Below are 21,040 nucleotides of genomic sequence, written 5' to 3' on the forward strand. Positions count from 1 at the left end.
AACAGGGAGGGTTGCATGAGAACTGTGTTCAAATGGCTGCTGCGCATCACTTTGACCCTGGTGCTGGCGGCAATCGCGGTTGGGGTCTGGAAGCGTGAAGAGATTCAGCGCTTGATGGCTGTGAACTCTTTGTTTTCCGAAGAGAAGATCGTTCACAACTTCTCGCACATGGATGAGGCGTTTCTGACCGCCCCCCTGCCCCGTGGAAACGGACCAACTTGGGAATTGCCCTATGTGGTTGGCTTTGACCTTCCCGACGGCACAGATGAATGGGTTGATGAACGCGCCGTGACCTCTTTGCTGGTCATGCAAAACGGTGAGGTTCGGTTTGAAGAATATTATCTGGGCACCGGCGCGGATGACCGGCGGATTTCTTGGTCGGTTGCAAAAAGCTATCTGTCGGCCTTGTTCGGCATCTTGCTGAACGAAGGCGCGATTACCTCACTGGACGATCCTGTCGTGCAATACGCCCCGCAGTTGAAGGGCAGCGCCTATGACGGCGCCACGATCCGGAATGTGCTGAACATGGCCAGCGGTGTAACCTTTGACGAAGATTACCTGGACCCCAATTCAGACATCAACCGTATGGGCCGTATCGTGGCCTTAGGCGGTGAGCTGGATGAGTTTGCCGCCTCGCTTAACGAAAGTTTCGCGCCTCCGGGAGAGACCTATCAATATGTTTCGATCGACACGCATGTGTTGGGCATGGTGATCCGCGGGGCCACCGGGCGCAGCGTTACCGACCTGCTGACCGAAAAAATCATTCAACCCTTGGGCTTGGAGCATGACGGCTACTATGTGACGGACGGCGCTGGCGTGGCCTTTGTCCTTGGTGGGTTGAACTTCACCACGCGTGACTTCGCCCGTTTTGGACAGATGATCTTGCAAAACGGCGTACACAATGGGCAACAGCTGGTTCCGGCGGATTGGATCGCTGTATCAACAGCGGCATCATCACCAACCAAACCGGGCAAAATCGGCTATGGCTACCAATGGTGGATCCCAGTTGGTGCCGAAAACGGTGAATTCATGGCACGTGGCGTTTACGGGCAATACATCTACTTTGACCAGGCTCGCGACGTTCTAATCGTCACGACCGGCGCAGATCGGCGCTTTCGCGATCCGGGCGTCAGCGAAGAAAATATTGAAATGTTTCGCAGCATCGCCCGAAGCCTGTAAGGTTGCCATATGCAGAAACAAGACAGTATCAATGTTCTGGGGGGCGTGCTGGCCCCCTGTTCACGCGATCCTCTGACCGGGTTTTTCCGGGACGGAGCCTGCAACACATGCCCCGAGGATCAGGGCAGCCACACGGTCTGCGCCGTCATGACGGCTGAATTCCTGGCCTATTCCAAATATGTGGGCAATGATCTCAGCACACCGCGCCCCGAGTTTGATTTTCCGGGTCTTAACCCCGGTGACAGCTGGTGCCTTTGTGCAAGTCGTTTCCTGCAGGCCTATGACGAAGGCTGTGCCCCGATGGTGCATCTTGAAGCAACGCATCAGCGGGCGTTGGAGATCGTTCCGCTGAAGGCATTGGAAGCCAAGCGCTCTGATTAATGTCCTTGTATCGCCACTGCGCGATATCCACGGGATGTGAGCGACGGCGGGCCGGTTGGAAAACTGTGCTCAACCTCCAAAACCCAACCTGATTGGCACCAGCATTTTTCCACCACGTCTGGCCGATAGGTTCGGTGGCGCCACTGCAACCATATGATCACATTGCACCAATGCGGTTTGCTTACGACCAGCCAAAGTGTCGCCCCCGGTGCAGCCAATTCGCGCATTTGACGCAATGCATCGACCGGATCAGGACAATGTTCCAGGATATGCGCCGCCAGGATACCATCATAGGGTTGCTGTACGCCTTGAACTCTGACAGCCCGTTTTCGTGAACGCTGCATCAGCACCGCGTCAGGCAAGAGCACTTTTTTGCCCGAAACAACATGCTCTCGGATGGCCCTAGCAAGCTGCCGGAATCGTGCGGTTGTACAACTGCATATTGTCCGCCCATCCGGGCGCCGTGGCATCGTATTTCAAAGCTGTTCGGGCTTGATGGATTGAGACGGGTTGCCTATGGGCGCAGCCCGACACAATCCATTCCAGTCTCACAGCTCCAGAGCTAGTCTGCTGAACGCCCTTCGGTATCCGACATATCGAAGTTCAGATACTTGGCCACAGTCTGCACGTCCTTGTCACCACGTCCGCACATGTTCATGCAGATCAGGTGATCTTTGGGCAGGTCGGGCGCGATCTTCATGACATGGGCCAGAGCGTGGCTGGGTTCAAGCGCCGGAATAATGCCTTCAGTGGCACAGCAGAGCTGGAACGCCTCCAGCGCTTCTTTGTCTGTGATCGAGACATAGTTGGCCCGGCCGATGTCGTGCAGCCAGGAATGCTCTGGCCCGATGCCCGGATAGTCGAGACCAGCCGAGATCGAATAGCCTTCGAGAATCTGACCATCGTCATCCTGCAACAGATAGGTGCGGTTGCCATGCAGCACGCCCGGACGTCCACCAGTGAGTGAGGCGCAATGCTCCATCTTCTCGTTCACGCCTTTGCCGCCAGCTTCGACGCCAATGATGTTGACGTCCTTGTCGTCGAGGAACGGGTAGAACAGGCCCATGGCGTTCGAGCCTCCACCAATGGCTGCGATGATCGTGTCGGGTAGGCGGCCCTCAGCCTTCATCATCTGCTCTTTCGCTTCCTTGCCAATGATCGACTGGAAATCGCGCACCATCGCCGGATACGGGTGCGGACCGGCCACCGTGCCAATGCAGTAGAACGTGTCGCGCACATTAGTCACCCAGTCGCGCAGTGCGTCGTTCATCGCGTCTTTCAACGTGCCACGGCCTGAAGTCACCGGGATCACTTCGGCGCCCAGCAGACGCATCCGAAACACGTTCGGGGCCTGACGCTGCACATCATGCGCACCCATATAGACGATACATTTCAGGCCGAACTTGGCGCAGACGGTGGCGGTGGCGACGCCGTGCTGCCCTGCTCCGGTCTCAGCAATAATCCGGGTCTTGCCCATGCGGCGCGCCAGAATGATCTGGCCCAACACGTTGTTGATCTTGTGAGCGCCGGTGTGGTTCAGCTCATCGCGTTTCAGATAGATCTTCGCGCCGCCCAAATGCTGCGTCAGACGTTCCGCATAATAGAGCGGCGACGGGCGACCCACGTAGTTGGCCCACAGATCATCCATTTCGGCCCAGAAGGTGGGATCATCCTTGGCCTTTTCATATTCCTCTTCCAGCGAAAGGATCAGCGGCATCAGCGTCTCGCTGACAAACCGCCCGCCGAAGATGCCAAAGCGGCCCTGTTCATCCGGACCGGACATGAAGGAATTGAAAAGATCGTTGGCCATGGGTGTCTCCCTCGTCGTACCTGATGTTCATAGGAGGTAGGTGCGGAATTTGCCATGGCAAAACGTACACTTTGCCTTAGGCTCTAATGACCGACACCGGACCCATTCTACAATCGAGGTTTGAGTCGAATCCTAGATCACTTGGCCTGCCGTTCTGCGATCCGACGTTCAATTTCACGCCGCAGTTCCAAGTTTTCATGCATCTGCCGTAGTGACGAACGATTGATCAAAAGAACTGTGACAGCCGCGCCAATCAATGCCGCCCCCAGTTCGAAGAAAAGATCAACAAACACATCGCTGACCAACTGGACCAACAAATCAGGATACCGAGCGACAACTAGCTTTGAGAGAACAATAAAAGCCACGGCGCTAAGAATTAACGCCACCAATCGCTTATCCTTACCAGTCTCACGCGTGTTAAGCAGATCGATCCGATCCGGATTCTCGGCAAAGAAATCAATGTCTTTCTCGGTAACAGTCTTCCGCTCGCCCAGAAGCAGTTCATATGGATCAGACATATTCTCCCCGACAGGCTGCGATGAACGCTTTGATCATGTCAGCGTCCTTTACACCGGGTGCCTTTTCAACCCCCGATGCGACATCAACCTGCCGTGCGCCGGTCATATGAATCGCTTCGCCAACATTATCCGGGGTTAACCCACCGGCCAGCATCCAGGGTTTGCGCCAGTATTTGCGCCCGGCCAGCAGGCGCCAGTCAAACGCCAAGCCATTGCCGCCGGGCAGAACTGCATTTTTGGGGGCCTTCGCGTCGATTAGCAGCTGATCGGCGACCTCGCTATAGATATCGATTGCGGTCAGGTCCTCGGCATCGGAAACACCGATGACCTTTATGACGGGCAAACCATAGCGATCCTTGACCTCTTGCACCCGCGCGACTGTCTCGGCCCCGTGCAATTGCAGCATGTCGAACGGTGCAGCCTGTGTGATGCTATCAAGCAGTTCATTCGTGGCGTTCACAACCAGCGCGACCTTAGCCACACCAACCGGGACATCGGTCACCAACCCGGCGGCCTGTTCGGGTGAAACATATCGTGGTGATTTTTGGAAAAAGTTGAACCCCAAGTACCGTGCACCAGCATCAACCGCGGCACGCACGTGATCTGGCGCGGTGAGGCCGCAGATTTTGACGGATATCTCGGCCATGGTGTAGGCTCAGCTCGCCTCGTCGAGAATGGCCAGAACTTCGTCTTTGTCTTCGTTCTGCTTTTTCTTGAGCTTCTTGACCTCGCGCTCAAGCTTGCGCACTTCGCTTTTCTTGACCGACGCGTCTTTGCGATGCTTGTGCTCACGCAGCCATTCCCACAGGAAGCCGATGACCAGCCCGGCCACAACACCGCCCAAAACGACGATGAAAAGCGGCAATGAGATGGACAGGTTAAAGCCCAGCAGTTCTGCCAAAGCATCGGGCATCAGCTTCAGCTCGACCGAGCTGACATTGGCCAGTGAAATCGAGATCAGGATGATCCCCAAGCTGGCCAGAAAAGCATATCGAAGGTAGCGCATCATGGGATCAGGCTTTACCGTTCAATCGGTCCCTTAGCAACTTGCCGGTTTTAAAAAACGGTACAGATTTTTCTTCAACCTGAACCGTCTCACCGGTTCTGGGATTCCGACCCACACGTGCGTCGCGCTTTTTCACTGAAAACGCGCCAAAGCCGCGCAGCTCCACCCGATCACCACGCGCCATGGCATCGGTGACTTCTTCAAATACGGTATTCACGATCCGCTCGACATCACGCTGGTAGAGATGTGGGTTTTCATCGGCAATCTTCTGAATCAATTCTGAACGGATCATTCGCGTTACCCTCCCAGGCGGCCAATATGTCAGGTCTATTGTTCTGACAGTATAGGGAAAAAGCCGGATCAGGGGAAAGCAAACTATGGGCGCGAGTGCCTGAATTTGGCACAGACTCACGCGATTTTTTGCCAGTTCACCCGCTTTGTACACCTAAAGCGCGAACGATCAGCCGGATAGGTCGAAGAATCGGAACATATTGATTCGCAACAAAAACGGCCCCGCACGGATGTACAGGGCCGATCATGTTGTTCAGGCTTGCGCCCTGGACTTAGTCGCCGGATTTCAGCGCTGCACCCAGGATATCGCCCAGCGACGCACCCGAGTCGGAGGAACCGTACTGTTCCACGGCCTCTTTCTCTTCCGCAATCTCGCGCGCCTTGATCGACAGGCCCAGACGGCGGGTCTTGCTGTCAACGTTGGTGACCCGGACGTCGACCTTGTCGCCGGTGTTGAAACGCTCAGGGCGCTGTTCGGCACGATCACGCGACAGGTCCGAACGACGGATGAACGACTTCATGCCTTCGTACTCAACCTCGATGCCGCCATCTTCGATCGCGGTGACCTCAACGGTGATAATCGAGCCACGCTTCACGCCGCCCACGGCTTCGGCGAACTTGTCACCGCCCAGGGCCTTGATCGACAGCGAGATACGCTCTTTCTCGACATCCACTTCCGAGACAACAGCCTGTACCACATCGTTCTTGTGGTAGTTCTGGATGGCGTCTTCGCCACGCTCGTCCCAAGACAGATCCGACAGGTGAACCATGCCGTCGATGTCGCCTTCGAGGCCAATGAACAAACCGAATTCGGTGATGTTCTTGACTTCGCCTTCGACCTCGGTGCCCTCGGGGTGTGTTTCTGCAAACACTTCCCATGGGTTGCGCTGAGTCTGTTTCAGGCCCAGAGACACTCGACGCTTGGCGCCGTCGATTTCCAGAACCATGACGTCGACTTCCTGGCTGGTCGAAACGATCTTGCCGGGGTGGACGTTTTTCTTGGTCCAGGACATCTCGGATACGTGCACCAGACCTTCGACACCGGCTTCCAGCTCGACGAACGCGCCGTAGTCGGTGATGTTGGTGACGCGACCCTGATGGACCGAGCCCAGCGGGTATTTCGCAGCAACCAGATCCCACGGATCTTCCTGCAGCTGCTTCATGCCCAGGCTGATGCGGTGGGTCTCTTTGTTGATCTTGATGACCTGAACCTTGATGGTTTCGCCGATCGTCAGGATCTCGGATGGGTGGTTCACACGGCGCCATGCCATGTCGGTAACGTGTAGCAGGCCGTCAACGCCACCCAAGTCAACAAATGCACCGTATTCGGTGATGTTCTTGACAACACCTTCGACGGTCTGACCTTCGGACAGGTTGCCGATAACTTCAGCACGCTGTTCGGCACGCGATTCTTCCAGGATTGCGCGACGCGACACAACGATGTTGCCACGGCGGCGGTCCATTTTCAGAATCTGGAACGGCTGCTTCAGACCCATCAGCGGACCAGCGTCGCGCACGGGGCGAACGTCAACCTGCGAGCCGGGCAGGAACGCAACTGCGCCTCCCAGATCGACGGTGAAGCCGCCTTTGACGCGACCAAAGATTGCACCTTCGACGCGCTGGTCGTCGGCATATGCTTTTTCCAGACGGTCCCATGCCTCTTCACGGCGGGCCATCTCGCGCGAGATGACGGCTTCGCCACGGGCGTTTTCTGCGGCACGCAGGTAAACTTCTACCTCGTCACCAACAGCGATTTCAGGGGCTTCGCCGGGATTTGCGAATTCTTTCAGATCAACGCGGCCTTCCATTTTGTAGCCTACGTCGATGATGGCTTGGCCGGCTTCGATCGCCAGAACCTTACCTTTGACAACAGACCCCTCTTCGGGTGTGTCCATTTCGAAGCTTTCGTTCAGGAGGGCTTCGAATTCCTCCATAGATGTATCAGCCATGTGGCGTCGTTTTCCTTTACAATACGTTTTTGCTGGCCGAGCGGTTGTCTCCGCCGGTCTTGTTTCATGATGTCGTCAGGCGTGATCCGGTGCGCCCCTGAGCAAACAAACACAAAGGGCCGAGGTAACCCGGCCCTGCTCAGAAACGTCATCCGGGCGTTGACCGCCCATGTATCGACAGCGCGCGTATAGGCGGATTTCAGTGCGGGCGCAAGGGCAAAGCCCATGTTTTCATGGCCCAGGCTAATCTAGGCACCGTCGTGTAATCAGCCGGATTGGGACCAGACCTTCGAATCCTTTTGCAACATCGCCTGCTCAACCGCATTCAAGCGACCAATCGCTGCCACGGGATTTTTGGCACCGTCAATTCGTTTCCAGATTTTCAGGGCCGAGCTTGGGCTCCACGGCAGACAGGCCTGTGCCAACCAATGCCGCAACGGTTGCGGCAAGTCATCATAGGCCTGCATAGGCGATGCCCGTCGGCGGCGGCGTTTCAAATCACTCCGCAGATTGCGGCCTGCGCCGGATTTATACTGGGATCTCGGTTGCCTCATTACGTGATGATATTACATTTCTCACCACGAGCTGCAACACGGATTGACCACGTTATAAACTCAGGGCGCAGGGCATTTAGTAACCAGAGCACCAGTGCTTGACAGATGCCTCTAATCGCCCCGTCGCTAGTTCCTTAGAAAAGCTGCAAGTCCTTTCTGCCGCTTTGGATCTCGGCAAGGTTCGGCATATTCTGGATCGCCACAGGCGCGGGTACCTGCCCAGGCATTGCCACTGTCGGTGCTGCCACAGCCTTGTCAAAGGCGGGTTTGTCCAGCTCTCCACGAATATCGCGCAACAGGGTTTTGTGGTCCGGCATGGTTCGCAGAATCTGCGCAAGATCCACCTTGGCCCCCTTCCACCATTGGAACCAGATCGGCTTCTTCAGCGGACGTACCCGGTCGCGTATCCCCGCGCCATAGCCTGTGTCATAGACCTGTTTGCCCAACAGAACTGTCTGATAGACCCGGAAATTGAACAGGGTTGCGAACTCGATATCGTGCTCCATTGGCAGACGGTGCTGCCACAGCTCAAGGTTCTCGGCCAAACGGTCCGGAATCTTCATCTCGGTGCGCGCATCAATCCAATACTGATCATCCGTGCGATTTCCCAAGCGGTAATGCAGGCAGATGAAGTCCAGAACCTCATCATACAGCTTGTTCATCTGGCGATTATATCGCGCCCGCAACGAAGGCTCGATATCGCGCGTGGGCAGATGCTCGGCAAACCAGCGGATGGCGTGGTCAATCATATGGATCGCGGTGCTCTCAAGCGGTTCGATAAACCCACCGGACAGGCCAATGGCCAGACAATTCTTGACCCAGGCATTGCGCACGCGCCCGATGCGCATTGGGATAACGCGCGGGGTCGCCCCTTTACCGCTGTCGCCCAGCCATTCCAGATACTCATCTGCCGCCTGATCATCGGTCCGATGCGCCGATGAGAACACATAGCCCGTGCCGACCCGATTGTAGAGCGGCACGCGCCATGTCCAGCCCGCGCCCAGCGCGGTAGATCGCGTGACGCTTTCGATTTTTTCGGGATCGGGATGCTCGATCTGCAACGCCATGGCGCGGTCATTGGGCAGATAGTCCGAATAATCCATAAACGGCTCGCCCAACGCCTGGTTGATGATCAATCCCCGGAAGCCGGTACAGTCGATGACCATCTCGATGTCGTGCCGCCCTTTGCGCTCCAGCATCAGGTGGCTGACATTGCCCTGCTCGTCCAACTCGACCGACTGCACCTCATCCTGAATATGCTCCACACCACGCTTAGTGCAAACCCGTGTGAGCATGCCGGCAAACTTTACCGCATCAAGATGATATGCATAGCCAAAGCGCTGCTCAAACTCAGGTGCACCCAACGGCCGCGCACCTTTGCACAAGCGGGCCAGATCATCATGAGGCGCGATTGACTGCGTAAAATCACGATCCCCATTGCCGAACCGCAGGAAGTATTCTGCGGCCTCTAGCCCTTCCAACATCTGACCATGGGCAAAAGGGTTCACGTAGTCGATACGATTTCCCTTGGCATCCTTGTTCCAGTTACAGAACTTCACGCCCAGCTTGAACGAAGCGTTGGTTTCACGAAAAAAATCCCGCTCGGAAATCCCCGCCTGGCGCAATGTGACCGGCATACGCGGCACAGTCGCCTCGCCCACACCGACGGTCGAGATGTTGGGGCTTTCGATCAGGCAGATACGCGGACGATCCTTGGTTGCGGAAGTGCGTGAAAACACCATGTCCAGGATCAGCGCAGTCATCCAACCCGCCGTACCACCACCGACGATGGTGATCTTACTCAAACGATTATTCATATTTTCTGTCCCTGTTGGCTTTTGGGATTTTGTAACCGCCCCCCCATTTTTTGAGGTTTTTGGCGGCTTTCCCATTTAGCTTGCAGGAGACTATAGCAGCTTTACTGCATCCAGCTAGGGTCTTTGGTATGCGGCTATCAAACTGGATGGGGGATCGTTAGCTGCGATCAGATTTCCTCGCCCTTCTTCAACAGCTCTTCGAGCAACTCGCGTTGCAAGTCATGACTGTCGCCGCCACCGAACTCGGCCGCACCACCTGTGTACAGAGTGCCATAAGTGATTGCGATGTTTACAGTCTGGGCCAGACCCGAGATCAATTGGTCCTTATCCAGCCGGGACAAGGGATGGATGAACGCCGCCCATAGTGTGCCATTGGCAATGGCATAGCGGGCATCCAGCGTGCTGTCGAAATTTGCCTGCATCATGCGCTGCAGGTCTGCGGGCGACAAATCTTCGGCGCTGCCAATCGCAACCAAAGCCCGCATCCGATCCAATGTCGTATCGGTGACAACCAGCACTGTCTGTTCTGATATCGTCAGCTGAAACCCTGGTCCAAAGGGCTGCGCTTCGGGGTCGAGCGCAAAGAGGATCTTGCCCAGACGCTCATATGTCATCGCAGGTTCGACATCTGGCTGCTCGGGCTGAGCCTCCTGCGCCATCAAACTTCCGGCGGCGAGGAACAAAATCAGGGCTAGTCGGATCATGGCGTCTCTCCTGCTGGCATAGGGTGAACATATGGCCTGATGTTTCGCATGACCAAACAAAGCTTGGTGAACAGCAAAAGCCTGCAATCCGACAAGTTGTACGATCTGCAAGTATTCGCGACCTATCTGCGATTAAACGTCCGATCACCCTCGCCTAGCTATGTTTCATCGGTCGCCACAGTGATCGACCTGAACCCAAAGCAACAAGGAAACGCACAATGAAAACTCAATTTTTGACCGCCCTCGCGGCTGCCATTGCCCTGACCACACCGGCCTTTGCGGCGGATGAAATCAACGTCTCGAACGGCATCTCAGCCGCAGGTGCGCCGCTGGCTGCCCACGGTGTTGATCTGGTCGCACTGGTCAATAACGGCAACCCGGTCGAAGGCTTCGCAACCCACACAGCAACCTATGATGGCGCATCATACTATTTTACTACCGCCGCAAACCTCGAAGCATTCGAGGCGAACCCGGTGGCGTATCTGCCTCAACACGGCGGTTTCTGTTCGTTTGGCGTATCGGTCGGCAAGAAGTTCGATGGTGATCCGGATCAATACCTGATTGCCGATGGCAAACTGTACCTGTTCTTGAATGCAGATACCCGCGCCGCCTTTTTGAAGGATGTTGCTGGCACCGCAAAAACGGCGGACGATCAGTGGGCCAACATTCAAAGCATCGCAGTTGGCGATCTGTAAACTACGCCTTGCTGCCCGTGGCTTTAATCAGTTGCGGGCAGTTTCGCGTTGATCGCGGCCAGGGCCTGGTTCAAAGCGGCCTCGATGCTCAGATCTGTGGTATCCAACATCACGGCATCTTCGGCCGGTTTCATCGGCGCTGTGCTGCGCTCAGCATCGCGCGCATCGCGTTCTTTCACATCCGCCAGAACCTGATCACGGGTCACATCAGCGCCTTTGGCCTGTAGTTCAAGAAACCGACGCTCGGCCCGAACCTCAGCACTTGCGGTGACGAACAGCTTCACCTCGGCCTGCGGGCAAATCACAGTCCCAATGTCCCGCCCATCCAGTACGGCACCGCCTGCTCGCCGGGCAAAGGCGCGTTGGAAATCAACAAGCGCTGCGCGAACCTCGGGGATCACAGCGATTTTCGAAGCAGCCTGAGCGATCTCAGCTGTGCGCAGATCGCCCTGATCCAAATCCTCAGCCGTCAATGTCTGCGCGGCTTCCACCGGATCCACGCCCAGCAAAGTATGGCGCCCGACCGCGCGGTACAGCAACCCCGTATCCAGATGCGCAAATCCAAAATGCGCCGCTGCTGCCTTTGAGATCGTGCCCTTTCCCGCCGCCGCCGGGCCATCAATCGCAACGGTGAAGCTGTAGGTCATCGCCCGGCTCACCGGTTGTTTCTGACAAGCCGCGCCCCAAGGCCCGCCATCAAAGGCTCGAAAATGGGGAACGATGTTGCGATTGGTCCTGCATCATCAACGGTTACTGGGGTCTTGGCCCCCATTCCAAGGATCATAAACGACATGGCGATGCGGTGATCCAGAAAGCTCTCGCAGGTTTTGCCGCCGGGCACGTTCCCGATACCCAGCCCTTCAACCGACCACCAGTCATCACCTTCTTCCACGGTGACGCCGTTCGCGCGCAGGCCACGGGCCATCGCGTCGATCCGATCGCTTTCCTTCACGCGCAGCTCCTTAACGCCGCCCATCATCGTGGTGCCGGTTGCGTTGGCGGCCACAACGGACAGAACCGGATATTCATCGATCATCGAGGCGGCGCGTTCGGGTGGCACCTCGATCCCCTTCATGTTGGGCGAATACTTCGCACGCAGATCAGCGACGGGTTCGCCGCCTTCTTCGCGCTCGTTCTCATAAGTCAGATCAGCCCCCATCTCGCGCAGCGTGGTAAACAGACCCGCTCGGGTCGGGTTCAAGCCAATACCCGGCACCAGCACGTCTGAGCCGGGCGTGATAAGCGCCGCACAAACCGGGAAAGCCGCGCTGGAAGGGTCGCGTGGCACGGCAATGACCTGCGGCTTCAACTCAGGGCGACCGGTCAGAGTGATCACCCGCCCTTCATCCGTGTCCTCAACGGTGATTTCGGCCCCGAAACCCGCCAGCATCCGTTCGGAATGATCGCGGGTGGCTTCTTTCTCAATCACCACAGTTTTGCCGGGCGCATTCAGCCCCGCCAGCAACACAGCAGATTTGACCTGTGCAGACGGCACCGGCACTTCGTAGCGCACCGGAACAGGCTCAGCGGCGCCCACGATTGTCATCGGCAAGCGCCCTCCCGAGCGGCCCACAGATTGCGTGCCAAACAAGGCAAGCGGATCAGTAACTCGCGCCATAGGGCGTTTGTTCAGGCTGGCATCCCCTGTGAACGTGGCCGAGATCGGACAGGTTGCCATGGCGCCCATGATCAGCCGCACACCAGTGCCTGAATTGCCGCAATCGATCACCTGATCGGGTTCTGCAAAACCACCGACGCCCACGCCATGGACCGACCATTCGCCACCCCCGTGGTCTGTCACCTCGGCCCCAAAGGCACGCATCGCCTTGGCGGTGTCCAGAACATCCTCACCTTCCAGCAGGCCGGTGATCCGTGTCTCACCCACAGCCATCGCCCCCAAGATCAGCGACCGATGCGAGATCGACTTGTCGCCAGGCACTTCGGCCGTGCCTTGCAGCGGGCCGCTGGGATGCGAGGTCATCGGGATGGGCGTGCCGTGTCCGGACATGGGGGCTCCTGTTTTCGCTATCAGTCCTCTGGCCGATTATCGAATTGGGGGCGCAGGGTCCAGCGCCAAAGCCCTAGACTGCAGGCCTGTTTCTTCGATTCTGTGCAAAACACCCGATTTACGGTATACTGAAGCCATTCATCTCAATTGATTTATTTTATCTGTCAAAGCTTAGGATTTTATCATGAACAGATCACCCAACATGTTGGAGCGCGGACCAACGCAGCTTTTCCACCCCGTTGACCCCACGCGCACAGAAAGCAAACTGGAACAACGGCTGGCGTTTCTGGTCGGATTGGTCGCTTTTGGCCTGCCCATTGTTCTGGCAGCCGGGGCCGTTTTCGGAGAAAGCTGTTTCCGCGACAGTATCAGCCATTTCTACTATGCCCAGTTTCTTGGCACAATCTTCGTCGGCCTGCTGTATTTCATTGGCGGTTTTCTGATCGCTTATACCGGTGATACATTTTTCGAAGACACTCTCAGTAGCGTTGCAGGTGTCGGAGCGTTCATTGTCGCCTCAATCCCGACACTCGGCACCGGGTGCGAGGGTCAGGAAACCTTCCTGTCCCGCGTCTTTGTAGAAGTCACCAGCGGCCCGCCAATCACCGTCGCAGAGGCGCCGCATCAGGGATTTTTCAACCTCTTCAGCACTGCCAGCAACTGGCATTTGATCGCGGCTGGCATCTTATTTATCTATCTGGGCCTCTACTGCCTGATCGTACTCAAACGTGTGGTCCCCGAGCGGCACGAGAAAAACGGTGTTCTGATCGACAGCAAACGCAAACGCAACCGGTTGTACACGATCTGCGGGATCACTATTCTGGCCTGCGTTGCCGCTCTCTACATCAAGGACAAGTTCGGGACAGACTTCGTCGACTGGTGGAATAGCCTGAACCTAACCTTCTTCGTCGAAGCCATCGCCCTATGGGCCTTTGGGATCGCATGGTTTGCCAAAGGGCGTACCTTCCCCAGCCTGAACGACGCTTAGCCCAACCGTCGGAAGGTCAGATAATGCGGGGTCCTGCCTTCGCGCAGGGCCTTTTGCTCATAACGGGTTGAAATCCAGTCCCCCCACGGCTCGCGCCAATCTGCGGGCCGGTCCGCCAGCCATTCGAAGCCAGCGCGCGGAACCTCTTCCAGCGTTTGGCGCACATAGTCGGGGATGTCAGTCGCGACCCGAAAGATCGACCCCGGTTTGAGCGCCCGCGCCATTGGTTCCAGATGCTCGGGCGTGACAAAGCGGCGGCGGTGGTGCCGTCTCTTGGGCCATGGGTCAGGGTAAAGCAGGAAAGCGCGCGAGATACTGGCCTCGGGCAACACATCAAACAGGTCGCGTGCATCGCCGGGGTGAACGGCAAGGTTCTGAACTCCCGCCTTGCGGATTTTCCCCAGCAACATCGCAACGCCGTTGATATAAGGTTCGGCTCCGATAATCCCGATATCCGGGTTGGTTGCGGCCTGATGTACTAAATGCTCACCACCGCCAAAGCCGATCTCAAGCCAGACATCCTTGCCGCCGAACAGGGCATCAAGGTCCAACGGATGGCGTTCCGGGTTGACACCCCAGTCCACTTCCCCCGGCGACAAAGCATCGAGGTCCTCGTTCAGATACGTCTTCTGGCTTTGCTTCAGGGTCTTGCCCTTGAAGCGACCATAAAAGTTTCTGCGGGGGCGTTGGGGTGTTTGGGTGCTCATGACCGTGCCCTTACTGCGCAGAGGACACCGGTTCAAGGGCGGTCATGTCAGAGGCGGCGTCAGCTCGCCCCCCTTCAAGCATTTTCACAGAGAAAAGAGCGCGCCCGTCAGGGCGCACCTTTGGATCACGGTCGTTAGACGGCCTGTTTCAAGGCGTCGGTCAGATCGGTGCGTTCCCAGCTGAAGCCGCCATCCGCATCCGGTTCGCGACCAAAATGGCCGTAAGCGGCAGTGCGCTGATAGATCGGTTTGTTCAACTGCAGATGTTCGCGGATGCCGCGCGGGGTCAAATCCATGACTTGGCCAACCGCTTTTTCGATCTGCGCATCCGGAAGCTGGCCGGTCCCATGGGTGTCTGCATAGATCGACAGAGGTTTGGAAACCCCAATCGCATAGCTCAGCTGGATCGTGCAGCGCTCGGCCATACCGGCGGCGACCACGTTCTTGGCCAGGTAACGCGCGGCATAGGCTGCAGAACGGTCCACCTTAGTTGGATCTTTGCCCGAGAATGCACCACCACCATGGGGCGCAGCACCGCCATAGGTGTCGACAATGATCTTACGACCAGTCAGACCCGCATCCCCATCCGGGCCGCCAATGACGAATTTTCCGGTAGGGTTCACGTGCCATTCGGTCTCGGACGACAGCCAGCCATCAGGCAGAGTTTCTGCGATATAGGGCTCGACAATTGCGCGAATGTCATCCGAGCTCAGCGCCTCGTCCAGATGCTGGGTCGAAAGTACGATCGAACTCACACCAACGGGCTTGCCGTCGCGGTACACCACCGACAGCTGCGATTTTGCGTCCGGTCCCAATGCAGGCTCTGTCCCGTTCTTGCGGACCTCGGCCAGACGCCGCAGGATCGCGTGCGAATACTGGATCGGCGCAGGCATCAGCGCAGGGGTTTCTGTGGTGGCGTAGCCGAACATGATGCCCTGATCGCCGGCACCTTCGTCCTTTTCGCCAGAGGCATCCACACCCTGAGCGATATGGGCTGATTGTTCGTGCAGCAGGTTTGTCACTTCGACCGTTTCGTGATGAAACTTGTCCTGCTCATAGCCGATATCTTTGATACAGTCGCGCGCAATCTGGTCGATGCGGCCCATATAGTCATGCAGCTTTTCCTGATCGGACAGACCTACTTCTCCACCGATGACGACACGGTCGGTGGTCGCAAAGGTTTCGCACGCCACGCGCGCTTCGGGTTCTTCATTCAGAAATGCGTCAAGGACGGCATCCGAGATACGGTCACAAACCTTATCCGGGTGCCCTTCGGAAACTGATTCCGAAGTGAAAGTATAGTTCTGTCTGGACATAAGATTGCTCCATTAAGATTTCTCCGCCACGTCAGGAAGCCGTTGTGACAGGTTTTGCGGAGATACGCGCCTTGCTACTCCGGGTCAATCGGTAATTCGGTGCGCCCCCGATAGGCCAAGAAGCAAGACCCGGCGAACAGGAACAATACAAAGATCAGAACCGGGTTATCTCCAAAACGCGAATAGACCGTCGGTGCGTGCGGCGCAGGCAGCATGGCATCCACGAATCCCGCTTCGCCCAACGGTAATGCCTGTGTGATTTGGCCCAGCGGGTCGATCATAGCCGAGACACCGGTATTGGCGGATCGCATCAGCGGCAAGCCCTGCTCAATGGCCCGCATTTGAGCCTGCGCCAGGTGCTGATAGGGCCCTGAGCGGGTGCCAAACCACGCATCATTGGTGATCTGCAATAGGAAATCAGCCCGATCCGGGGCGCCATTGACGTCTTGTGGAAACACGGCTTCGTAGCAAATCAACGGTAAAGCGCGGCCCAACTTTCCGGCTTCCAACAGGGACGGGCCGGGCCCGGCGCTGAACCCGTGGCCGGTCGTGGCGGCCAAGCCATGAACGCCGAAACGCCCGAGCAGATCGCCAAACGGGACGTATTCCCCAAACGGGGCAAGATGATGTTTGTCGTACACCCCCCGCTGCACACCGGTTTCATCTAGATAGATCAGCGAGTTGAAAATCTGCAACCCATCCGCGCGCTGAATGCCGAACACGACAGGCGTGCCCTGCGCCGCGCCAGCAATCGTTTCCAACAATGGACCCGCGCGGCTCAACCAGGCTGGCACCGCTGTTTCCGGCCAAACGATCAGATCGGGCCGTGGTGCAGCCGCGGTAAACTCGATCTGACGCGCAAAGAACAAAGACGCGTAATCCGGATCCCATTTCTGATGCTGCGGCGCATTGGGTTGCACCAGCCTTACGACATTATCGGTCTGCTCCACGGCGGGTCTGATACCTGCATAGACAAACGCGAAAACCACGCTGGCGATGGCAAAAACACCCGGAGCAACAAAGCCTTCCCCGCGCGCCAGCGCCGCCCCCAAGGGCAAAGTCACCAACAGTGTAAGCGCGCCCAAACCATACGGCCCGATCAAAGACAAAAGCTGCGCCACAGGTGTATCGACCCAGATCTGTGCAAAGCCCGCCCACGGAAACCCGGTCAGCACATAGCCGCGCGCGAACTCAGCAAGCGACAAAGTCAAAGCCAGCAAAACGGCCTGCTGCATGCCTGTGCCGTGAATCCGACGGGCGGCCCAAAACGCCGCGACCCAAAACAACGCAAGCCCACCTGCCATAAACACCAAAGCAAAGGGGGCCATCCAAGCGTGGCGCTCGGGGTCCACCTGAAACGGTTCAACAATCCAGCCCAGCGCATGGGCGAAATAGCCGGTCGCAAAGGCCCATCCCAAAAGCCCAGCGCGCCGACTGGTCTCGGAGGCCAGAAAGAGCGGCGCAATCAGAACCAAAGCAACAAGCGTCGCGCCCCAATACCCGAATGGCGCCAGGCCAAACGCACCCAGCGCGCCCAGTGCTGCCGCTAAAATGATCCTCAGGCTGAGTGGCCAGCCCCGGACAAGGGTCATGCAGTCAGTTCCGGCAACATGACACGCAAACGCTTGATGCGACGCGGATCGGCATCGATCACTTCGAACTCGGGACCTTCTGGATGCAGCACAACTTCACCCCGTGTCGGAACACGGCCCGACAGCATGAAGACCAGACCACCCAGAGTGTCGATCTCTTCTTCGTCCACATCCTCGTGACTGGTGAGAGAGCATCCGATTTCAGTTTCAAAATCTTCCAGCGGAGCACGCGCCTGAACAACGTAACAGCCTGGCTTTTCCTGGAACCATAGCTGATCTTCGTCAGCGTCATGTTCATCGGCGATTTCACCGACGACCTGTTCGATCAGGTCCTCGATGGTCAGCAAGCCATCAACGCCACCATACTCATCGATCACCAATGCCATATGCCGACGTTCGGTCTGCATCTTTGTCATTAGAACACCGATCGGCATCGACGGCGGCACAAACAGCAATGTGCGCAGCATGGAGGTCAGATCAAACTCAGCCGAACCGCCGTTGAATCCATGAGTAAGCGCAAAATCCTTGAGGTGAACAAACCCCAGAGGCGTGTCCAGTGTGCCTTCATAGACTGGTATGCGCGACAGACCGCTGTCCCGAAAGACCTGCGCTAGCTCATCTTTGGTGATGGTAGAAGGAACCGAAATGATCTCGGCCGTAGGGATCGCTACATCTTCGACCCGCATCCGGCGCAGATTGATCATTCCACGGGGTTGAGCGGCCGTGGTCTCTTGTCCGTTCACCACCTCTTTCTGATCATCATTCTGACCAGAAAATGCGTCAAATATCCTTGAAAAGAAGCTGCCCTTCTCTTCGATTTCAATGCTGCTGTCCTGTGGTTGCGCGCTATGCGCCGCCCTAGAACTGCCGTCTGTGTCGCCCATTATCCTGTTCCAATAGTCCGGGTGAATGTACCCGCTTCATCCATTATATGGGTTATCGATACCCATTTTGCCAAGTATCTTGACCTCAACAGCCTCCATCAGGGTGGCATCAGGGTCACGAATGTGATCATAGCCCAACAAATGCAACGTACCATGAACGATCAGATGCGTCACATGATCGGTCATTGGTTTGCCCGCATCGGCTGCTTCGCGGACACAGGTTTCATAGGAAATCGCAATATCACCCAGCGCAATTTCACCCGTGAAATCCGGTTGGGGCACGTTGGGCGTAGCGCCTGCCGTTTCCGGGGACAGATCCTCGGCAGGCCAGCTTAATACATTGGTCGGGGCAGGTTTGCCGCGAAACTCAGCGTTCAGTTCGGCGATGCGGATATCATCACAGCCCAACAGGCTGACTTCGCATATCTCAGGGTCGAGGCCCCGAAAGCGCAGAACCTCGGCAATGACTTCTGTGGCAAGACGTTCCAAATCGTGCCAGCGCGAATCTTCAATGGTTAGTTCCAGGTTCATTTCACCAGTCCAAGGCCCATTGCAAGGCCCTGGTTCTAACCCGTCTCACGGCCTGCATCGGCCTCATACGCTTCGATGATCGCGGCGACAAGCGGATGGCGCACAACATCCTTGGACGTGAAGTAGTTGAAGCTGATATTCGGGATCGTCTTTAGCAAACGTTCGGCATCTGCCAGCCCCGACTGAACCCCGCGCGGCAGGTCAACCTGCGACCGGTCACCGGTGATGACCATGCGGCTGCCTTCCCCCAGACGGGTCAGGAACATCTTCATTTGCATGGTCGTGGCATTCTGCGCCTCATCCAGCACTACAAAGGCATTTGCCAATGTGCGGCCCCGCATAAAGGCCAGCGGCGCAATTTCGATTCGCTTTTCTTCGATCAGTTTCGCCAGTTGTTTGCCCGGCAGGAAATCATTCAGCGCATCATATAGCGGCTGCATGTAAGGATCGACCTTATCCTTCATATCGCCCGGCAGGTAGCCCAGCTTTTCACCCGCCTCGACGGCTGGTCGGCTTAGGATGATCCGGTCCACATGGCCGCCGATAAACATCGACACGCCAACTGCTACGGCCAAATAGGTCTTACCCGTGCCCGCTGGGCCAATCCCAAAGGCCAATTCATTGTTGAACAGCGACTGCACATAAGCCTTCTGCGCATCGGTGCGCGGCTCAACCAGCTTCTTGCGGGTCTTGATCTCGACCGAACCGCCCTTGAACATCTCAAGCTGATCACCGTCACGACTGCCGGTATCCTGCTCAGCATTGCCCATGCGCAGCTCGCGATCCACATCCGCAGCTTCGACGTCGCGCCCCCCTTCCAAACGCGTATAGAGTGCCTGAAGCACCTCGATGGCGTTTTTCTGGGAATCTTCGTCACCCATGACAACCAGTTGATTGCCCCGACGCACGATTTGCACGGACAGCTTTTGTTCAATCTCGGTCAGGTTTCGATCATATTCGCCGCAAAGATCGATCAGCAATCGGTTGTCTGGAAACTCTACAAACGCCTCGCGCGCGGGCATTTCATTTGGCGGTGGGGTTAGGGCACCGGTGGCCAATCCGTTCTCCTGTCTTGGCGTTGCACCCTGAGCGTAGACAAGATTTCTTGGTAGGCGCAAGCCACAGATTTAAAATTTCCGCCCAAGTCGACAAAACCGCCTACCAACCGATTTGCGATCGCCAGGAAATGTGCGTCAGAACGTGTAGTTCAGACCAAATCTGAGGCCGCGATATCCCGGCGTCGACTTGGTCGAAAAGCCCGAGCCGAATTCAACCGTCTTGGATTCGAACTGGACATATTGATACTCGCCCGTGATCGACCATTTGTCGTTCAATTTATGCTCGGCCCCGATGCTTGCGGTGTACCCACCGCGATGATCCGAATCTTCGAAAAGCCGGCTGGAGAAGGTCGAGGAGATGCTACTGGTCGTATCAACCTTGCCCCAGATGTATCCAACACTGACAAAGTACAGCACCCGACCGCTGCGGTTTGTCAGACCGTTGCGCAGTTGCACATAAAACACGTCAGAGATTTCGGTTCTGCCTGTCACAGTGTCGTCACCGATCTGGGTCGAGACCGTATCGCTTAGATTTCCAACGTCATACCCCAGTTCGAATCCGTACACATAATCGCGGCCAAGGCTGGTCGGAACGACACCGCGCCATCCCCCCCGCAGGCTGAAATAGCCACCGCGGATATCCTGACCACCGATATCGAATACACCGGCGGGGGTTCTCAGACCGAAACGGTCGCTTCCGTTTGCGCCATAACCGGCGCCGAACCCAAGATAGAAAGCGCTGACATCACGGCTAAATCGCTCGGCGCTAAGCACATCGGGTTCCGCAACCTCGCCCGTTCGATCAGCCGCCAGCGATGAGCTGGCAAAAAGCACAGAAACACAAGCAACCCGTACTGCGCGCCAAAGGCCCGATCTGTTCAATCCCCGAATAATTTCCACTCGTACCCTCCATCACGCGCTGACCACGTTTTCGGGGCAGCGCAACATACGGCTTTTCAGATGCTCAGATAAACGCCGAACACATGGTTAGCATTGGTCCGAACATAGTTCTAAGCCATAAATCAAGGGTAAATTTTGGAAACAAAACCCAT

General features: G+C 56.8%; 24 protein-coding genes and 1 riboswitch. Of the genes, 5 read left to right on the top strand and 19 right to left on the bottom strand.

Annotated elements, in window-relative coordinates; translation table 11 throughout:
• Positions 1 to 15: 15 nt before the first annotated feature.
• Positions 16 to 1,179 carry a serine hydrolase domain-containing protein gene (locus tag AC2FGE_RS14835; RefSeq protein ID WP_496819990.1) on the top strand — a complete coding sequence of 388 codons (1,164 nt, stop codon included), beginning with the start codon at positions 16 to 18 and terminating at the stop codon, positions 1,177 to 1,179.
• Positions 1,180 to 1,188: 9 nt separating this feature from the next.
• Entirely contained in the window at positions 1,189 to 1,560 is a 372-nt protein-coding gene (locus tag AC2FGE_RS14840) for a DUF2237 family protein (protein ID WP_496819991.1), read from the top strand.
• Here AC2FGE_RS14840 and AC2FGE_RS14845 read toward each other — a convergent pair.
• The 10 genes from AC2FGE_RS14845 to AC2FGE_RS14890 all read right to left on the bottom strand — a co-directional run bounded on the left by AC2FGE_RS14845 (position 1,557) and on the right by AC2FGE_RS14890 (position 10,209).
• Positions 1,557 to 2,030, bottom strand: a complete 474-nt coding sequence (locus AC2FGE_RS14845) for a class I SAM-dependent methyltransferase (protein ID WP_496819992.1) — start codon at positions 2,028 to 2,030, stop codon at positions 1,557 to 1,559. The genes AC2FGE_RS14840 and AC2FGE_RS14845 overlap by 4 nt on opposite strands.
• A gap of 92 nt (positions 2,031 to 2,122) precedes the next feature.
• A complete protein-coding gene (trpB, locus tag AC2FGE_RS14850; protein ID WP_496819993.1) occupies positions 2,123 to 3,370 on the bottom strand; it encodes a tryptophan synthase subunit beta in 1,248 nt (415 codons plus the stop codon).
• A gap of 137 nt (positions 3,371 to 3,507) precedes the next feature.
• On the bottom strand, positions 3,508 to 3,888 hold the full coding sequence (locus AC2FGE_RS14855) for a hypothetical protein (protein WP_480546326.1): 381 nt from the start codon (positions 3,886 to 3,888) through the stop codon (positions 3,508 to 3,510).
• Positions 3,881 to 4,534, bottom strand: coding sequence for a phosphoribosylanthranilate isomerase (locus tag AC2FGE_RS14860; RefSeq protein WP_496819995.1), 654 nt, complete (start codon positions 4,532 to 4,534; stop codon positions 3,881 to 3,883). The genes AC2FGE_RS14855 and AC2FGE_RS14860 overlap by 8 nt, the downstream gene beginning before the upstream one ends.
• Positions 4,535 to 4,543: 9 nt before the next feature.
• Positions 4,544 to 4,894: a lipopolysaccharide assembly protein LapA domain-containing protein gene (locus tag AC2FGE_RS14865; protein ID WP_480547282.1), complete on the bottom strand. Its 351-nt coding sequence runs from the start codon at positions 4,892 to 4,894 to the stop codon at positions 4,544 to 4,546.
• A 7-nt stretch (positions 4,895 to 4,901) separates the two neighbouring features.
• Complete coding sequence (ihfB, locus tag AC2FGE_RS14870) at positions 4,902 to 5,186, bottom strand: integration host factor subunit beta (protein ID WP_480546322.1); 285 nt, start codon at positions 5,184 to 5,186, stop codon at positions 4,902 to 4,904.
• A gap of 271 nt (positions 5,187 to 5,457) precedes the next feature.
• Positions 5,458 to 7,134 carry a 30S ribosomal protein S1 gene (gene rpsA / locus AC2FGE_RS14875; RefSeq protein ID WP_480546320.1) on the bottom strand — a complete coding sequence of 559 codons (1,677 nt, stop codon included), beginning with the start codon at positions 7,132 to 7,134 and terminating at the stop codon, positions 5,458 to 5,460.
• A 266-nt stretch (positions 7,135 to 7,400) separates the two neighbouring features.
• Positions 7,401 to 7,688, bottom strand: coding sequence for a DUF6525 family protein (locus tag AC2FGE_RS14880; protein WP_496819996.1), 288 nt, complete (start codon positions 7,686 to 7,688; stop codon positions 7,401 to 7,403).
• A 134-nt stretch (positions 7,689 to 7,822) separates the two neighbouring features.
• Positions 7,823 to 9,505, bottom strand: a complete 1,683-nt coding sequence (locus AC2FGE_RS14885) for a tryptophan halogenase family protein (RefSeq protein ID WP_496819998.1) — start codon at positions 9,503 to 9,505, stop codon at positions 7,823 to 7,825.
• Positions 9,506 to 9,672: 167 nt separating this feature from the next.
• Complete coding sequence (locus AC2FGE_RS14890) at positions 9,673 to 10,209, bottom strand: hypothetical protein (RefSeq protein ID WP_496819999.1); 537 nt, start codon at positions 10,207 to 10,209, stop codon at positions 9,673 to 9,675.
• Positions 10,210 to 10,257: 48 nt separating this feature from the next.
• Here AC2FGE_RS14890 and AC2FGE_RS14895 point away from each other — a divergent pair, with 48 nt between their 5' ends.
• Positions 10,258 to 10,431: a hypothetical protein gene (locus AC2FGE_RS14895; protein ID WP_496820001.1), complete on the top strand. Its 174-nt coding sequence runs from the start codon at positions 10,258 to 10,260 to the stop codon at positions 10,429 to 10,431.
• Positions 10,428 to 10,904 carry a YHS domain-containing (seleno)protein gene (locus tag AC2FGE_RS14900; protein ID WP_496820002.1) on the top strand — a complete coding sequence of 159 codons (477 nt, stop codon included), beginning with the start codon at positions 10,428 to 10,430 and terminating at the stop codon, positions 10,902 to 10,904. The genes AC2FGE_RS14895 and AC2FGE_RS14900 overlap by 4 nt, the downstream gene beginning before the upstream one ends.
• A 23-nt stretch (positions 10,905 to 10,927) precedes the next feature.
• On the opposite strand, the gene cmk is transcribed toward AC2FGE_RS14900, so the two are convergent.
• Complete coding sequence (gene cmk / locus AC2FGE_RS14905) at positions 10,928 to 11,551, bottom strand: (d)CMP kinase (protein WP_496820003.1); 624 nt, start codon at positions 11,549 to 11,551, stop codon at positions 10,928 to 10,930.
• Between the two features lie 8 nt (positions 11,552 to 11,559).
• A complete protein-coding gene (gene aroA, locus AC2FGE_RS14910; protein WP_496820004.1) occupies positions 11,560 to 12,912 on the bottom strand; it encodes a 3-phosphoshikimate 1-carboxyvinyltransferase in 1,353 nt (450 codons plus the stop codon).
• A 184-nt stretch (positions 12,913 to 13,096) separates the two neighbouring features.
• Here aroA and AC2FGE_RS14915 point away from each other — a divergent pair, with 184 nt between their 5' ends.
• Entirely contained in the window at positions 13,097 to 13,900 is an 804-nt protein-coding gene (locus tag AC2FGE_RS14915) for a hypothetical protein (protein ID WP_496820005.1), read from the top strand.
• Here AC2FGE_RS14915 and trmB read toward each other — a convergent pair.
• The 7 genes from trmB to AC2FGE_RS14950 form a co-directional block, all read right to left on the bottom strand.
• Entirely contained in the window at positions 13,897 to 14,607 is a 711-nt protein-coding gene (trmB, locus tag AC2FGE_RS14920; protein WP_496820006.1) for a tRNA (guanosine(46)-N7)-methyltransferase TrmB, read from the bottom strand. The genes AC2FGE_RS14915 and trmB overlap by 4 nt on opposite strands.
• 134 nt (positions 14,608 to 14,741) lie before the next feature.
• Complete coding sequence (metK, locus tag AC2FGE_RS14925; RefSeq protein WP_496820007.1) at positions 14,742 to 15,923, bottom strand: methionine adenosyltransferase; 1,182 nt, start codon at positions 15,921 to 15,923, stop codon at positions 14,742 to 14,744.
• A 5-nt stretch (positions 15,924 to 15,928) separates the two neighbouring features.
• Positions 15,929 to 15,977, bottom strand: a riboswitch (SAM-SAH riboswitch).
• 20 nt (positions 15,978 to 15,997) lie between these two features.
• Positions 15,998 to 17,515 (bottom strand): apolipoprotein N-acyltransferase, encoded by a 1,518-nt coding sequence (gene lnt / locus AC2FGE_RS14930; RefSeq protein ID WP_496820008.1) that lies wholly within the window; start codon positions 17,513 to 17,515, stop codon positions 15,998 to 16,000.
• Positions 17,512 to 18,399 (bottom strand): hemolysin family protein, encoded by an 888-nt coding sequence (locus tag AC2FGE_RS14935; protein WP_496820010.1) that lies wholly within the window; start codon positions 18,397 to 18,399, stop codon positions 17,512 to 17,514. The genes lnt and AC2FGE_RS14935 overlap by 4 nt, the downstream gene beginning before the upstream one ends.
• A gap of 36 nt (positions 18,400 to 18,435) precedes the next feature.
• The gene (gene ybeY, locus AC2FGE_RS14940) at positions 18,436 to 18,930 is read right to left on the bottom strand and encodes an rRNA maturation RNase YbeY (RefSeq protein WP_496820011.1); all 495 of its coding nucleotides are present in this window, start codon (positions 18,928 to 18,930) and stop codon (positions 18,436 to 18,438) included.
• 35 nt (positions 18,931 to 18,965) lie between these two features.
• Positions 18,966 to 19,988, bottom strand: coding sequence for a PhoH family protein (locus AC2FGE_RS14945; protein WP_353012261.1), 1,023 nt, complete (start codon positions 19,986 to 19,988; stop codon positions 18,966 to 18,968).
• Between the two features lie 135 nt (positions 19,989 to 20,123).
• On the bottom strand, positions 20,124 to 20,888 hold the full coding sequence (locus tag AC2FGE_RS14950) for an outer membrane protein (RefSeq protein ID WP_496820012.1): 765 nt from the start codon (positions 20,886 to 20,888) through the stop codon (positions 20,124 to 20,126).
• Positions 20,889 to 21,040: the final 152 nt, after the last annotated feature.

The sequence above is a fragment of the Ruegeria sp. YTSA075 genome (genome assembly GCF_059610245.1).

Coding starts and splice junctions, on each gene's coding strand:
- AC2FGE_RS14835 (WP_496819990.1), top strand. CDS start 16: ATGAGAACTGTGTTCAAATGGCTGCTGCGCATCACTTTGACCCTGGTG.
- AC2FGE_RS14840 (WP_496819991.1), top strand. CDS start 1,189: ATGCAGAAACAAGACAGTATCAATGTTCTGGGGGGCGTGCTGGCCCCC.
- AC2FGE_RS14845 (WP_496819992.1), bottom strand. CDS start 2,030: ATGCCACGGCGCCCGGATGGGCGGACAATATGCAGTTGTACAACCGCA.
- trpB (WP_496819993.1), bottom strand. CDS start 3,370: ATGGCCAACGATCTTTTCAATTCCTTCATGTCCGGTCCGGATGAACAG.
- AC2FGE_RS14855 (WP_480546326.1), bottom strand. CDS start 3,888: ATGTCTGATCCATATGAACTGCTTCTGGGCGAGCGGAAGACTGTTACC.
- AC2FGE_RS14860 (WP_496819995.1), bottom strand. CDS start 4,534: ATGGCCGAGATATCCGTCAAAATCTGCGGCCTCACCGCGCCAGATCAC.
- AC2FGE_RS14865 (WP_480547282.1), bottom strand. CDS start 4,894: ATGCGCTACCTTCGATATGCTTTTCTGGCCAGCTTGGGGATCATCCTG.
- ihfB (WP_480546322.1), bottom strand. CDS start 5,186: ATGATCCGTTCAGAATTGATTCAGAAGATTGCCGATGAAAACCCACAT.
- rpsA (WP_480546320.1), bottom strand. CDS start 7,134: ATGGCTGATACATCTATGGAGGAATTCGAAGCCCTCCTGAACGAAAGC.
- AC2FGE_RS14880 (WP_496819996.1), bottom strand. CDS start 7,688: ATGAGGCAACCGAGATCCCAGTATAAATCCGGCGCAGGCCGCAATCTG.
- AC2FGE_RS14885 (WP_496819998.1), bottom strand. CDS start 9,505: ATGAATAATCGTTTGAGTAAGATCACCATCGTCGGTGGTGGTACGGCG.
- AC2FGE_RS14890 (WP_496819999.1), bottom strand. CDS start 10,209: ATGATCCGACTAGCCCTGATTTTGTTCCTCGCCGCCGGAAGTTTGATG.
- AC2FGE_RS14895 (WP_496820001.1), top strand. CDS start 10,258: ATGACCAAACAAAGCTTGGTGAACAGCAAAAGCCTGCAATCCGACAAG.
- AC2FGE_RS14900 (WP_496820002.1), top strand. CDS start 10,428: ATGAAAACTCAATTTTTGACCGCCCTCGCGGCTGCCATTGCCCTGACC.
- cmk (WP_496820003.1), bottom strand. CDS start 11,551: ATGACCTACAGCTTCACCGTTGCGATTGATGGCCCGGCGGCGGCGGGA.
- aroA (WP_496820004.1), bottom strand. CDS start 12,912: ATGTCCGGACACGGCACGCCCATCCCGATGACCTCGCATCCCAGCGGC.
- AC2FGE_RS14915 (WP_496820005.1), top strand. CDS start 13,097: ATGAACAGATCACCCAACATGTTGGAGCGCGGACCAACGCAGCTTTTC.
- trmB (WP_496820006.1), bottom strand. CDS start 14,607: ATGAGCACCCAAACACCCCAACGCCCCCGCAGAAACTTTTATGGTCGC.
- metK (WP_496820007.1), bottom strand. CDS start 15,923: ATGTCCAGACAGAACTATACTTTCACTTCGGAATCAGTTTCCGAAGGG.
- lnt (WP_496820008.1), bottom strand. CDS start 17,515: ATGACCCTTGTCCGGGGCTGGCCACTCAGCCTGAGGATCATTTTAGCG.
- AC2FGE_RS14935 (WP_496820010.1), bottom strand. CDS start 18,399: ATGGGCGACACAGACGGCAGTTCTAGGGCGGCGCATAGCGCGCAACCA.
- ybeY (WP_496820011.1), bottom strand. CDS start 18,930: ATGAACCTGGAACTAACCATTGAAGATTCGCGCTGGCACGATTTGGAA.